This is a genomic window from Streptomyces bohaiensis (assembly GCF_012033785.1).
GTDB lineage: Bacteria > Actinomycetota > Actinomycetes > Streptomycetales > Streptomycetaceae > Streptomyces > Streptomyces bohaiensis.
In genome coordinates, this window is sequence record NZ_JAAVJC010000126.1 from 1 (window position 1) to 13584 (window position 13584).

Consider the following 13584-nt stretch of genomic DNA (forward strand, 5'->3'; position numbering starts at 1 on the left):
GTTCTCGCTGTGGCGCGCCGCCGGCCGCGAGCCGGTGGTCCCCGCCGTCGCGCGCGCCGTGGCCGACGGGCTGCACACGGCGGGGCTGACCGACCGCGGCGCGGCGGCGGTCGCCGTCGAGCCCGACGGCGCCGGCGTCCTCCGGATCGGTCTGGCCGGGGCGCCACCGGGCGACTCCGAGCTGTTCGCCATCGCCCTGGACGAGGCGATCGGCGTCGTCACCGCTCCCCGGTACCTGCTGCCCCGCCACCTCGCGCCCGCGCCGGGGCCACGCGCCGTCCTCCGCACCGGTGCCAACGCCGTGGTCCAGCACGCCGTGCCGACCGTGCTGGGCGAGAACCGGCGGCGCGCGGACGGCTATGCCGACGCCTGGAACCGGTACGTCAGCACCGGTCGGCCGGTCTGGACGCGGTCCCCGGAGGGCACCGGGCTGCTGGCCGCTTTCGCCGGCCTCTCCCCGCTGGAGGTCACCACCGCGCTCCGGCTCGGCTGGCGCTGAGCTGCCTCGCGGCCGGCCCGGTCGTGGGGGTGTCCGCCGACACGGCCTGTGGGCGGTGAGCCGTAGGGTGGCAGCATGGCCGACCCCACCAGCTACCGCCCCCGACCCGGGGAGATCCCCGACTCGCCGGGGGTCTACCGTTTCCGGGACGAGCACCGCCGGGTCATCTACGTGGGAAAGGCCATCAGCCTGCGCAGCAGGCTCTCCTCCTACTTCCAGGACCTCGCCAACCTGCACCCCCGCACCGCGACGATGGTCACCACCGCCGCCTCGGTGGAGTGGACCGTCGTCTCCACCGAGGTCGAGGCGCTCCAGCTGGAGTACTCCTGGATCAAGGAGTACGACCCCCGGTTCAACGTCAAGTACCGCGACGACAAGAGCTACCCGTCGCTCGCGGTCACGATGAACGAGGAGTTCCCGCGCGCGCAGGTGATGCGCGGGCCGAAGCGGAAGGGCGTGCGCTACTTCGGCCCCTACGCCCATGCCTGGGCGATCCGCGAGACGGTCGACCTGCTGCTGCGGGCGTTCCCGGTGCGCACCTGCTCCGCCGGGGTCTTCAAGCGCGCCCACCAGGTGGGCCGCCCCTGCCTGCTGGGGTACATCGACAAGTGCTCGGCGCCCTGCGTCGGCCGGGTCACCCCCGAGGAGCACCGCGAACTCGCCGAGCGGTTCTGCGACTTCATGGCGGGCCGCACCGGCGGCCACCTGCGGCGGCTCGAGATCGAGATGCAGCAGGCCTCCGAGGAGCTGGAGTTCGAGCGGGCGGCCCGCATCCGTGACGACATCGACGCCCTGCGCCGCGCCATGGAGAAGAACGCCGTCGTGCTCGACGACGCCACCGACGCCGACCTCATCGCGCTCGCCGAGGACGAACTGGAGGCGGCCGTCCAGATCTTCCACGTCCGCGGCGGCCGGGTGCGCGGGCAGCGGGGCTGGGTCACCGACCGGGTCGAGGAGGTCAGCAGCGCCGAACTGGTCGTCCACGCCGTGCAGCAGCTCTACGGTGACGAGACCGGCGACGGCGGCTCGGGCGGCACCGGCGGTGTCCCCCGGGAGGTCCTGGTGCCGGTCCTCCCCGAGCTGGTCGAACCGCTGGAGCAGTGGCTGTCGCAGCGCCGTGGCTCCCGGGTCGACCTGCGGGTGCCGCGCCGCGGCGACAAGCGCGCCCTGCTGGAGACGGTGGAGCGCAACGCCAAGCAGTCGCTCGCCCTGCACAAGACCAAGCGGGCCTCCGACCTCACCACCCGTTCGCGCGCCCTGGAGGAGATCGCCGAGGCACTGGACCTGCCGAGCGCGCCGCTGCGGGTCGAGTGCTACGACATCTCCCACCTCCAGGGTGATGATGTGGTCGGCTCGATGGTGGTGTTCGAGGACGGCCTGGCCCGAAAGAGTGAGTACCGCAACTTCACCATCAAGGGATTCGCCGGACAGGACGATGTCCGGGCCATGCACGAGGTGATCTCCCGGCGGTTCCGCCGCTACTTGCGGGAGACGGAGCGGACCGGCGAGTGGGTGGACGGCGACCCCGGCACCCACGGGACCGCCGCCGAGCCGGAGACCGCCGCGGTCGCCGCGGTCGCCGCGGACGACGGGGGTTCCGCGGTGGACGACCGGGGTTCCGCGGTGGACGGCGGTGCGGCGGAGCCGGCCGACGGCCGCCCCGCCGGCGCGTACGCCCCCGGGGAGCAGAGCCCGCCGGCGGGGCCCCGGGACGAGGACGGCCGTCCGCGCCGCTTCGCCTACCCGCCGCAGCTGGTCGTGGTGGACGGCGGGCCCGCACAGGTGGCCGCCGCCCGCCGCGCCATGGACGAGCTTGGCATCGACGACGTCGCGGTCTGCGGTCTGGCCAAGCGGCTGGAGGAGGTGTGGCTCCCCGGGGACGAGGACCCGGTGATCCTTCCGCGGACCAGTGAGGGGTTGTACCTGCTCCAGCGGGTACGGGACGAGGCGCACCGGTTCGCGCTGCGCCACCAGCGCGGCCGCCGGGCGAAGACCGTGCGGCGCGGCCCGCTCGACGAGGTCCCCGGCCTCGGCGAGACGCGCCGCAAGGCGCTGCTGCGCCACTTCGGATCGCTCAAACGGCTGCGGGAGGCCACGGTGGAGGAGATCTGCGAGGTGCCCGGCGTCGGCCGGCGCACCGCCGAGAACGTCGCGGCGGCACTCGCGGCGGGAGCCGCGCGGCCTGCTGTCAACACGGCCACCGGTGAGATCATCGAGAACTGAAGCGAGCGGCGCACGCGGCGGCGGACCGACGGCCGCGCACCGCGACCGGGCGGGCGGCAGCGCGGCCCCGGCCCACGCGCCCTTCATCGAGCACGGCGACGGCGGGGGTAGGACACACATGAGTGAAGAAAGCAGAATCGGCGTGAGTGCTGACGAGTTGATGGCCAACGGTGCACCCGGTGGCGAGGAGTTGCTGACCACGCCCGAGCTGGTGATCATCTCCGGGATGTCCGGGGCGGGCCGCTCCACGGCCGCGAAGTGTCTGGAGGACCTCGGCTGGTTCGTCGTCGACAACCTGCCGCCCGCGCTGATCACCACCATGGTGGACCTCGGCGCGCGCTCCGCGGGGAACGTCGCCCGGATCGCCGTCGTCGTGGACGTGCGCGGGCGTTCCTTCTTCGACAACCTGCGCGAATCACTCTCCGACCTGGCGGCGAAGACGGTGACCCGGCGCATCGTCTTCCTGGAGGCCTCCGACGACGCCCTGGTGCGCCGCTTCGAGTCCGTCCGCCGCCCCCACCCGCTGCAGGGCGACGGGCGGATCGTGGACGGTATCGCCGCCGAGCGCGACCTGCTGCGCGAGCTGCGCGGCGACGCCGACCTGGTCATCGACACCTCCAACCTCAACGTGCACGAGCTGCGCGCCAAGATGGACGCCCAGTTCGCGGAGGGCGGCGAGCCGGCGCTGCGCGCCACCGTGATGTCCTTCGGTTACAAGTACGGCCTGCCGGTCGACGCCGACCACGTCGTCGACTGCCGCTTCCTCCCCAACCCGCACTGGGTGCCCGAGCTGCGGCCGTTCACCGGGACCAGCCCCGAGGTCGCCGGGTACGTCTTCGACCAGCCCGGTGCCAAGGAGTTCCTGGACCGCTACACGGAGTTGCTGCGGCTGATCGCCACCGGCTACCGCCGGGAGGGCAAGCGGTACGTGACCATCGCCGTCGGCTGCACCGGCGGCAAGCACCGCAGCGTCGCCATGTCGGAGCGGTTGGCGCGCACCCTCGCCGACGAGGGCGTCGAGACCTCCGTCGTGCACCGGGACATGGGACGGGAGTAGTGCCTCCCGAAGCCAGGCCGCGGCGCCTGGGCCCGGTCCGCGCCGCGCGCATCCGCCGGCCGCTGCGCGGTCGCCGCGGCGCCGCGCCGAAGGTGGTGGCGCTCGGCGGCGGGCAGGGCCTGTCCGCCTCGCTCACCGCACTGCGCCGGATCACCGGTGAGCTGACCGCCGTCGTGACCGTGGCCGACGACGGCGGGTCCAGCGGCCGGCTCCGCGACGAGCTCGGGGTGCTGCCCCCGGGGGACCTGCGCAAGGCGCTGGCGGCGCTGTGCGGCGACGACGACTGGGGACGCACCTGGTCGGAGGTGGTGCAGCACCGCTTCAAGAGCGAGGGAGCGCTGCACGACCACGCCGTCGGCAACCTGCTGATCGTCGCGCTCTGGGAGCAGCTGGGCGACCACGTGCAGGCGCTCGACCTGGTCGGCAAGCTGCTCGGCGCGCACGGACGGGTGCTGCCGATGTCGGCGGTGCCGCTGGAACTCACCGCGTTGGTGCGGGGGCACGACCCGGTCCGCCCCGAGGAGACCGGCTCGGTGCGCGGGCAGGCGACCGTGGCGCTGACGCCGGGGGAGGTGCAGCGCGTGCGGCTGGACCCGGCCGACCCGCCGGCGGTCCCCGAGGCGGTGGCCGCGGTCCGCGAGGCGGACTGGGTGGTGCTCGGCCCGGGGTCGTGGTTCACCTCGGTGATCCCGCACCTGCTGGTCCCCGAACTCCTCCAGGCGCTCACCGAGACCAAGGCCCGCCGGGTCCTCTCGCTCAACCTCGCGCCGCAACCCGGCGAAACCGAAGGCTTCTCTCCGCAGCGTCATGTGGAGGTTTTGGTACAACACGCCCCTAAACTCACCTTTGACGTGGTGCTGGCCGACCAGGACGCCGTGCCGGACTTCGGCAGCCTGCAGGCCGCCGCCGGACGGATCGGCGCCGCCGTCGAGCTCGCGCCGGTGGCAGCGCAGGACGGCACGCCCCGGCACGACCCGGAGCTGCTGGCCGCCGCGTACGACCGTATTTTCAGGATGCATGGAAGGATCGGCCCATGGCGATGACCGCTGCGGTGAAGGACGAGATCTCCCGGCTGCCGGTGACACGCACCTGCTGCCGCAAGTCGGAGGTGTCCTCGACCCTGCGGTTCGCGGGCGGCCTGCACCTGGTGAGCGGCAGGATCGTGATCGAGGCCGAGTTGGACACCGGCATCGCCGCCCGCCGGCTCCGCCGGGACATCCTGGAGATCTTCGGCCACTCCTCGGACCTGGTGGTGATGGCCCCCGGCGGGCTGCGCCGCGGCAGCCGCTACGTGGTCCGCGTGGTCGCGGGCGGCGAGCAGCTCGCCCGGCAGACCGGTCTGGTCGACGGCCGAGGGCGGCCGATCCGCGGCCTGCCGCCGCAGGTCGTCTCGGGGGCGACCTGCGACGCCGAGTCCGCGTGGCGCGGTGCCTTCCTCGCCCACGGCTCGCTGACCGAGCCGGGTCGCTCCTCCTCGCTGGAGGTCACCTGCCCCGGCCCCGAGGCGGCGCTCGCCCTGGTCGGCGCCGCCCGACGGCTCCAGATCGCCGCCAAGGCGCGAGAGGTGCGCAACGTGGACCGCGTCGTCGTCCGTGACGGTGACGCGATCGGCGCCCTGCTGACGCGGCTGGGCGCCCACGAGTCCGTGCTGGCCTGGGAGGAGCGGCGGATGCGCCGCGAGGTGCGGGCCACCGCCAACCGGCTCGCCAACTTCGACGACGCCAACCTGCGCCGCTCCGCCCGCGCCGCCGTCGCCGCGGGCGCCCGGGTGCAGCGCGCCCTGGAGATCCTCGGCGAGGACGTGCCCGAGCACCTCGCCGCCGCGGGCAAGCTCCGCATGGACCACAAGCAGGCCTCGCTGGAGGAGCTGGGCGCGCTGGCCGACCCGGTGCTGACCAAGGATGCGGTCGCCGGCCGCATCCGGCGGCTGCTGGCGATGGCCGACAAGCGCGCCCAGGACCTCGGTATCGCCGGTACCGAGTCCAGCCTCACGGAGGAGATGGTCGGCTGAGACGCCGGCCCGACGCCGGGGCGTGCCCGGACCGCCCTGCGCGGTCCGCTCGCCCCGGTCCCGGCGTACCCGGCCGTCCGGCCGGGCAGGCCCCCAGCACCGCCGCCCGATGCCGTGCGGCCGGTGCCCGACCGTCCCGCCCGACGTGTCCGGTACTCCGCCACCGGTGTCAGCACCGCGAGGACCGGCGCGGTAGGGTCGAACACGGTCGGGGACATCCCAAACAGCTTCGCCGGTGTCGCCACCGGCGTACCAACGAGGAGATCGGTTCGTGACGATCCGCGTAGGAATCAACGGCTTCGGCCGCATCGGCCGTAACTACTTCCGCGCCCTCCTGGAGCAGGGTGCGGACGTCGAGATCGTGGCTGTCAACGACCTGGGTGACACCGCCACCACCGCGCACCTCCTGAAGTACGACTCGATCCTGGGTCGGCTGAAGGCGGAGGTCTCGCACACCGCCGACACCATCACCGTCGACGGCAAGACCGTCAAGGTGCTCTCCGAGCGCGACCCCGCCGACATCCCGTGGGGCGAGCTGGGCGTGGACATCGTCATCGAGTCCACCGGCATCTTCACCAAGCGCGACGCCGCCGCCAAGCACCTCACCGCCGGCGCCAAGAAGGTCCTCATCTCCGCCCCCGCCTCCGACGAGGACATCACCGTGGTGATGGGCGTGAACCACGAGGACTACGACCCCGCGCAGCACCACGTCATCTCCAACGCCTCCTGCACCACCAACTGCGTGGCGCCGATGGCCAAGGTGCTGGACGAGAACTTCGGCCTGGTCAAGGGCATGATGACCACGGTCCACGCCTACACCAACGACCAGCGCATCCTGGACTTCCCGCACAAGGACCTGCGCCGCGCCCGCGCCGCCGCGGAGAACATCATCCCGACCTCCACCGGTGCCGCCAAGGCCACCGCGCTGGTCCTCCCGCAGCTCAAGGGCAAGCTCGACGGCATCGCGATGCGCGTCCCGGTCCCCACCGGCTCCGTCACCGACCTCGTGGTCGAGCTGAGCCGCGAGGTCACCCGCGACGAGGTCAACGCCGCGTTCCAGAAGGCCGCCGAGGGCGAGCTGAAGGGCATCCTGGAGTACACCGAGGACCCGATCGTCTCCTCGGACATCGTCAACTGGCCCGCCTCCTGCACCCTGGACTCGCAGCTCACCATGAGCCAGGGCAAGCAGGTCAAGATCGTCGGCTGGTACGACAACGAGTGGGGCTACTCCAACCGTCTGGTGGACCTCACCGTCTTCGTCGGTGAGAAGCTCTGAGACAGGCCGGTACATCACGTCGGGACAGGGTCCGTGCACAGCACGGGCCCTGTGCCGTGACAGGAGCCCTTTCATGAAGACGATCGACACCCTGATCGCGGAGGGCGTGGCCGGCCGCCGCGTCTTCGTCCGCGCCGACCTGAACGTCCCGCTCGCCGGCGACGGCGACGCGGCGCGCACCATCACCGACGACGGCCGCATCCGCGCCGTGCTGCCCACGCTGCGCGCCCTGCTGGTCGCCGGTGCCCGCGTGGTCGTCGCCTCCCACCTCGGCCGCCCCAAGGGCGCGCCGGAGCCGCGGTTCTCCCTCGCCCCGGTCGCCGCCCGCCTCGGTGAACTGCTCGGCCAGGACGTCGCGTTCGCCGCCGACACCGACGGCGAGTCCGCTCGCGCGACCGTCGCGGCGCTGGGCGACGGCCAGGTGGCGCTGCTGGAGAACCTGCGGTTCAGCCCGGGGGAGACCTCCAAGGACGACGCCGAGCGGGCCGCCTTCGCGGACCGGCTGGCCGAGCTGGCCGACCTCTACGTGGGCGACGGCTTCGGCGCCGTCCACCGCAAGCACGCCTCGGTCTTCGACCTCCCGGCGCGGCTGCCCCACGCCGCCGGTGAGCTGATCGCCACCGAGGTCGGCGTACTGCGCCGCCTCACCGACGACGTCTCCCGCCCCTACGCCGTGGTGCTCGGCGGGGCGAAGGTCTCGGACAAGCTGGGCGTCATCGACCACCTGCTGGAGCGCGCCGACCGCATCCTGGTCGGCGGCGGCATGGTCTTCACCTTCCTGAAGGCGCAGGGCCACGAGGTCGGCTCCTCGCTGCTCCAGGAGGACCAGCTGCCCGTGGTGCGCGAGTACCTGGAGCGCGCGGAGAAGCGGGGCGTGGAGTTCGTGCTGCCGGTCGACGTGGTCGCAGCGGCCTCCTTCCCCGACCTGGAGAGCAAGGCGAGCGCCGACCCGGCGGTCGTCCCGGCCGACGCGATCCCCGCGGGGCTCATGGGGCTGGACATCGGCCCGGAGTCCGGCGCGCTGTACGCCGCCAAGCTCGCCGACGCCGCCACGGTCTTCTGGAACGGCCCGATGGGCGTCTTCGAGCACCCCGAGTTCGCCGCGGGCACCCGCGCGGTGGCGCAGGGGCTGCTGGACAGCTCGGCGTTCACCGTCGTCGGGGGCGGCGACTCCGCTGCCGCGGTCCGGCTGCTCGGCTTCGACGAGAACGCCTTCGGCCACATCTCGACCGGCGGCGGCGCCAGCCTGGAGTACCTGGAGGGCAAGACCCTGCCGGGTCTCGTCGCGCTGGAGGACTGACGGTGCGCTCGCGCACCCACACCACCGGGCCGGTGCCTCCGGCCCACCACCGATCCACAGGGGACCCGTCATGACCACCCGCACGCCGCTGATGGCGGGCAACTGGAAGATGAACCTCAACCACCTCGAGGCCATCGCCCACACCCAGAAGCTCGCCTTCACCCTGGAGGACGAGGACTTCGAGCACGTCGAGGTCGCCGTCCTCGTGCCCTTCACCGACCTGCGGTCGGTGCAGACCCTCGTCGCCGGCGACAAGCTGAAGATCAAGTACGGTGCGCAGGACCTCTCGGCGCACGAGTCCGGTGCCTACACCGGTGAGGTCTCCGGCGCGATGCTGGCCAAGCTCGGCACGCACTACGTCGCCGTCGGCCACTCCGAGCGCCGCCAGTACCACGGCGAGAACGAGGCGCTCTGCAACGCCAAGGTCAAGGCCGCCTTCTCCCACGGGGTCACGCCGATCCTCTGCATCGGGGAGGGGCTGGACATCCGCAAGGCGGGTGAGCACGTCCCGTACACCCTGACCCAGCTCGACGGCGCGCTCGACGGGGTCCCGGCAGAGCAGGCCGCCACCCTCGTCGTCGCCTACGAGCCGGTGTGGGCCATCGGCACCGGCGAGGTCGCGACACCCGAGGACGCGCAGGAGGTCTGCGGCGCGATCCGGGGGCGGCTGGCCGAGCTGTACGACCAGCAGGTCGCCGACGCCGTGCGCATCCAGTACGGCGGTTCGGTGAAGTCCGGAAACGTCGCGGCGATCATGTCGCAGCCCGACGTGGACGGCGCGCTCGTGGGCGGGGCCTCGCTCGACGCCGACGAGTTCGTGCGGATCGTCCGCTTCCGCGACCAGTAGGACCGCTGCCCGCCGCCCCCGCGCCGGCGCCGCGGGGAACGTGACCGTCCGGTCACGGTCCGGCGCCGCGGGGGCGGACGGCGCGGCCGGCGGCGGGTAGGCTGTCCCCGCCGTCACCACCGAGCGGCTGCCGCCCGGTGGTCCGGTGGGCCCGCACCGGTGAGTGTGCGCCCCGCAGCCTGTACATTGGGCCCGTTCGTCCGTCCAGAGAGTAGGTCCGTTCCGTGGAAACCGGATTGCAGGTCGCACTTATCCTGTTCAGCTTCCTGCTGGGGCTCCTGGTGCTCATGCACAAGGGCAAGGGCGGCGGTCTCTCCGACATGTTCGGCGGCGGCATGCAGTCGTCGGTCGGTGGTTCCTCGGTCGCCGAGCGCAACCTCGACCGTATGACGATCGTCGTGGCGCTGATCTGGTTCGGGACCGTCGTGGGCCTCGGATTGCTGATGAAGTAGGCGGACCGCCCGGCTCCCGTGAGGGGCCGGGCGCTTCCGTTTGCCCCTCGCTCACCCGCACGCGTGAGCCCCCTGTGCGCACGGGCTTCCTCACATACACTGAAGCGACTTCTTCCGCAGCTGAGGCAGGGAGTTACGACCGTGGCAGGTGGCAACGCGATCCGGGGCAGCCGGATCGGGGCGGGGCCCATGGGCGAGGCCGAGCGCGGGGATTCCGCCCCGCGCCTGCGCATTTCCTTCTGGTGTGCCAACGGGCACGAGACGCGGCCGAGTTTCGCCAGCGACGCGGAGGTCCCGCCGCACTGGGACTGCCCGCGCTGCGGGTTCCCGGCCGGCACCGACCGCGAGGACCCGCCGGCGCCGCCGCGGACCGAGCCCTACAAGACCCACCTCGCCTACGTGCGCGAGCGCCGCAGCGAGGCGGACGGCGAGGCCATCCTCGCCGAGGCGCTCGCCAAGCTCCGCGGCGAGATCTGAGCCCGCGGCCGGAACCGAGCGCGCTGCCCCCGGCGGCCACCCGGTGATCGACTAGCGTGGGCCCCATCGGTGACGTCGACACGGATGGGCGATACGCACGATGAACGCAGCGGGACGGGCCAGGCTGGACCGGATGCCGGAGTGGGGCGCGCTCGCCGCCCACCACGCGGAGTCGACCGGTACGCATCTGCGGGACCTCTTCGCCGCCGACCCGGGGCGCGCCGAGCGCCTCACGGTCCGCGCGGGCGACCTCCACATCGACTACTCGCGGAACCTCGTCACCGACGAGACGCTGCGGCTGCTGCGTGAACTGGCCCGCGCCACGGACGTCGCCGGGCTCCGCGACGCCATGTTCACCGGCGAGCGCATCAACACCACCGAGGACCGCGCGGTGCTCCACACCGCGCTGCGCACCCCGAGCGACGCCGTGGTCGCGGTGGCCGGCGAGGGCACCAACGTGGTGCCGGCGGTGCACACCGTGCTCACGAAGATGCAGGTCTTCGCCGACCGGGTCCGCTCCGGCGACTGGCGCGGCCACACCGGCTCCCGCATCCGCACGGTGGTCAACATCGGTATCGGCGGCAGCGACCTGGGCCCGGCCATGGCGTACGAGGCGCTCCGCGCCTACAGCGACCGCGGGTTGACCGTCCGCTTCGTCTCCAACGTGGACGGCGCCGACCTGTACGAGGCGGTGCACGATCTCGACCCGGCCGAGACGCTGTTCGTGGTCGCCTCCAAGACCTTCACCACCATCGAGACGATCACCAACGCCACCTCCGCCAAGGAGTGGCTGCTGAGCGGGCTCGGGGTGCCGGACGGCGACGAGTCCGCGGTGGCGCGGCACTTCGTGGCCGTCTCCACCAACGCCGCGAAGGTCGCCGAGTTCGGCATCGACACCGACAACATGTTCGAGTTCTGGGACTGGGTCGGCGGCCGGTACTCCTTCGACTCGGCGATCGGCCTCGCGCTGATGACCGCCATCGGTCCCGACAACTTCCGCGAGATGCTCGCGGGCTTCCACCTGATCGACGACCACTTCCGCTCGGCGCCGCCGGAGGAGAACGCGCCGCTGCTGCTCGGTCTCCTCGGGGTCTGGTACGGCGGCTTCCACGGCGCCCGCTCGCACGCGGTGCTGCCGTACTCGCACTACCTGGGGCGGTTCACCGCCTACCTCCAGCAGCTCGACATGGAGTCCAACGGCAAGTCGGTGGACCGCCAGGGCCGCCCGGTGGACTGGCAGACCGGCCCGGTGGTGTGGGGCACCCCGGGCACCAACGGCCAGCACGCGTACTACCAGTTGCTGCACCAGGGCACCCAGCTCGTCCCCGCCGACCTCATCGGCTTCGCCCGTCCGGTCAGCGGTACGCCGGCCGGCCCGGCGGGCCACCACGACCTGCTGATGGCCAACCTCTTCGCGCAGGGGCAGGCGCTGGCGTTCGGCAAGACCTCCGAGGAGGTGCGCGCCGAAGGGGTCGCCGAGGAACTGGTCCCGCACCGCACCTTCCCGGGCAACCGGCCGACGACCACCATCCTCGCCCCGGAGCTGACCCCCTCCGTCCTCGGCCAGTTGGTGGCGCTCTACGAGCACAAGGTCTTCGTGCAGGGCGCGATCTGGGACATCGACTCCTTCGACCAGTGGGGAGTGGAGCTGGGGAAGGTACTGGCCAAGCGGGTCGAGCCGGCGCTCACCGAGGGCGCCGAGGTGCCCGGGCTGGACGCCTCCACCGCGGCGCTGGTGGCGCGCTACCGCGAGCTGCGGGGTCGCTGAGCCCGCAGCATGGTTGTCGCGCCCCGGGGCCCGTGCCACGGCACGGGCCCCGGGGCGTCGGGGGTCGCCGCCCGGTCAGGCGGTGGGCGGTTCGCCGCCCTCACAGGTGGTGTCGGCCTCCGGCAGCTCCCCGGTGAGCAGGTACCGGAAGCCGTGGTCGTCCACGCAGTCGTTCCGCTCGTACAGGAACTGCCCGTGGTTGCCGCTGTCGACGACGACCAGGCGCGAGTCGGTCAGCACCTCCCGCATCCGCTCCGCGCCGGCCAGCGGCGTCGCGGGGTCGTCGGCGGCGTGGAGCAGCAGCATCGGCGGCAGCGCCACCGAACCGATCTCCACCGGCTCGCCCGCCGGCTGCTCCCAGAACGCGCACGGCGCGCTGTACCAGGTGTTCAGCCAGGCGAAGTGCGGCGCGTCCTCCGCCGAGGCCTCGGTCGCCTCGCGCCAGGTCTCCCAGTCGGTCGGCCAGGCGTCGTCGGTGCAGGTGTAGGCGAGCAGCGCCGTGGGGACGCCCTGCTCGGCGAGCTGGTCGACCGCCGACAGCAGCCGTCCGGAGTCGCCCGCCCGGTGGGCCGCCACCGTTCCCGCCAGCTGCGGCCAGGAGACGTCGCTGTACAGCGCGGAGGCGAGCATGTCGTCCAGTTCCGCGCTGCCCGCCCGCTCGCCCGCCGGTGCCGCGGCCAGCTCCTCGCGGGTGGCGTCCCAGCTCGCGGCGACCGCCGCCGCGTCGGTGCCGAGGCCGTAGGTCTCGTCGTGCTCGGCTGCCCAGGCGAAGAACTGCTCCGCGCGGCGCTGGAAGGCGTCGTTCTGCTTGAACTGGACCTCCCAGGAGCTGTCCCAGGGGTCGCGGACGCTGTCCAGGACCATCCGCCCGGTCCGCTCGGGGAAGAGCGTGGCGTAGGTGGTGCCGAGCCGGGTGCCGTAGGAGTAGCCGAGGAAGTCCAGCTGGTCCCGGCCCAGTTCGGCGCGGATCAGGTCGAGGTCGCGCGCCGCGTTCTCGGTGGTGAGGTGCGGCAGCAGCTCCGCGCCCTCGGCGCCGCACGCCTGGGCCACCCGGCGGGCGGCGTCGAGCCGCTCCGCCTCCTGCTCGGCGGTGCCGGGCTGGTGGGGGAGCGCGGGGCGCTCCGGTTCGGTGTCGGACTCGCCGCAGGTCAGCGGCGTGGAGGCGCCCACACCGCGGGGGTCGAAGCTGACGACGTTGTACACGTCGGCGACCTCCGGCGGCAGGGACGACCACACCTGCCGTTCGGTGCCGATGCCCCGGGCGCCGGGGCCGCCCGGATTGACCACGAGGGTGCGCGGGGCGTCGCCCCGGCCGGTGATCGAGAGGGTCAGCTCGATGGTGCCGGCGTCGGGGTCGTCGTGGTCGAGCGGAACCTCCAGGGTGGCGCAGTAGACGCCGCGTTCCGCACCGCCGGGGCACTCGCCCCACTCGGGGCCGTCGCCGGCCGGGTCGTCGACCGCCGCTGCGGCGGGTACGTGGGTCAGGGTGAGGGCGAGCGCGGCGGCCACTGCCGCGCCGGCGCCGAGGGAACGTGTACGGATCACGCAGGGGTCCTTCCGGCCGGGGGTCCGGCGCACGCCGTGGGACCGCGGTGCGCCGGTCGGTCGTACGCGGCGCGCGCCGCGTGCGGGCGCTCCTGCCCCCGGTGGACGCGCCCACACGGCCCCGCTCGT

11 protein-coding genes and 1 pseudogene are annotated in these 13584 nt (G+C 73.2%); 11 read left to right on the forward strand and 1 reads right to left on the reverse strand.

Annotation, left to right across the window (positions count from 1 at the left end):
* The 11 genes and pseudogenes from HCN52_RS14810 to pgi form a co-directional block, all read left to right on the forward strand.
* Nucleotides 1-499, forward strand: a pseudogene (locus tag HCN52_RS14810) (hypothetical protein); the annotation flags it as partial.
* Nucleotides 500-574: 75 nt separating this feature from the next.
* Nucleotides 575-2722 carry an excinuclease ABC subunit UvrC gene (gene uvrC, locus HCN52_RS14815; RefSeq protein WP_168088916.1) on the forward strand — a complete coding sequence of 716 codons (2148 nt, stop codon included), beginning with the start codon at nucleotides 575-577 and terminating at the stop codon, nucleotides 2720-2722.
* A 160-nt stretch (nucleotides 2723-2882) separates the two neighbouring features.
* On the forward strand, nucleotides 2883-3779 hold the full coding sequence (gene rapZ, locus HCN52_RS14820; RefSeq protein ID WP_168088926.1) for an RNase adapter RapZ: 897 nt from the start codon (nucleotides 2883-2885) through the stop codon (nucleotides 3777-3779).
* A gap of 26 nt (nucleotides 3780-3805) precedes the next feature.
* A complete protein-coding gene (locus HCN52_RS14825; RefSeq protein WP_209314555.1) occupies nucleotides 3806-4822 on the forward strand; it encodes a gluconeogenesis factor YvcK family protein in 1017 nt (338 codons plus the stop codon).
* Nucleotides 4813-5790, forward strand: coding sequence for a DNA-binding protein WhiA (gene whiA / locus HCN52_RS14830; RefSeq protein ID WP_168088918.1), 978 nt, complete (start codon nucleotides 4813-4815; stop codon nucleotides 5788-5790). The genes HCN52_RS14825 and whiA overlap by 10 nt, the downstream gene beginning before the upstream one ends.
* A gap of 271 nt (nucleotides 5791-6061) precedes the next feature.
* Nucleotides 6062-7066 (forward strand): type I glyceraldehyde-3-phosphate dehydrogenase, encoded by a 1005-nt coding sequence (gap, locus tag HCN52_RS14835; protein ID WP_168088919.1) that lies wholly within the window; start codon nucleotides 6062-6064, stop codon nucleotides 7064-7066.
* 73 nt (nucleotides 7067-7139) lie between these two features.
* Nucleotides 7140-8366, forward strand: coding sequence for a phosphoglycerate kinase (locus tag HCN52_RS14840; RefSeq protein ID WP_168088920.1), 1227 nt, complete (start codon nucleotides 7140-7142; stop codon nucleotides 8364-8366).
* Between the two features lie 70 nt (nucleotides 8367-8436).
* Entirely contained in the window at nucleotides 8437-9213 is a 777-nt protein-coding gene (gene tpiA / locus HCN52_RS14845; protein ID WP_168088921.1) for a triose-phosphate isomerase, read from the forward strand.
* A 236-nt stretch (nucleotides 9214-9449) separates the two neighbouring features.
* Nucleotides 9450-9665: a preprotein translocase subunit SecG gene (secG, locus tag HCN52_RS14850; protein WP_168088922.1), complete on the forward strand. Its 216-nt coding sequence runs from the start codon at nucleotides 9450-9452 to the stop codon at nucleotides 9663-9665.
* A 141-nt stretch (nucleotides 9666-9806) separates the two neighbouring features.
* Nucleotides 9807-10142 (forward strand): RNA polymerase-binding protein RbpA, encoded by a 336-nt coding sequence (locus tag HCN52_RS14855; RefSeq protein ID WP_168088923.1) that lies wholly within the window; start codon nucleotides 9807-9809, stop codon nucleotides 10140-10142.
* 100 nt (nucleotides 10143-10242) lie between these two features.
* Entirely contained in the window at nucleotides 10243-11910 is a 1668-nt protein-coding gene (pgi, locus tag HCN52_RS14860) for a glucose-6-phosphate isomerase (RefSeq protein ID WP_168088924.1), read from the forward strand.
* Between the two features lie 75 nt (nucleotides 11911-11985).
* On the opposite strand, the gene HCN52_RS14865 is transcribed toward pgi, so the two are convergent.
* Nucleotides 11986-13455, reverse strand: a complete 1470-nt coding sequence (locus HCN52_RS14865) for an alpha/beta hydrolase (RefSeq protein WP_168088925.1) — start codon at nucleotides 13453-13455, stop codon at nucleotides 11986-11988.
* Nucleotides 13456-13584: the final 129 nt, after the last annotated feature.

What these genes read in the sequence shown, in the direction of transcription:
- pgi (WP_168088924.1), top strand. Translation starts at nt 10,243, where the DNA reads ATGAACGCAGCGGGACGGGCCAGGCTGGACCGGATGCCGGAGTGGGGC.
- rapZ (WP_168088926.1), top strand. Translation starts at nt 2,883, where the DNA reads ATGGCCAACGGTGCACCCGGTGGCGAGGAGTTGCTGACCACGCCCGAG.
- HCN52_RS14840 (WP_168088920.1), top strand. Translation starts at nt 7,140, where the DNA reads ATGAAGACGATCGACACCCTGATCGCGGAGGGCGTGGCCGGCCGCCGC.
- tpiA (WP_168088921.1), top strand. Translation starts at nt 8,437, where the DNA reads ATGACCACCCGCACGCCGCTGATGGCGGGCAACTGGAAGATGAACCTC.
- whiA (WP_168088918.1), top strand. Translation starts at nt 4,813, where the DNA reads ATGGCGATGACCGCTGCGGTGAAGGACGAGATCTCCCGGCTGCCGGTG.
- uvrC (WP_168088916.1), top strand. Translation starts at nt 575, where the DNA reads ATGGCCGACCCCACCAGCTACCGCCCCCGACCCGGGGAGATCCCCGAC.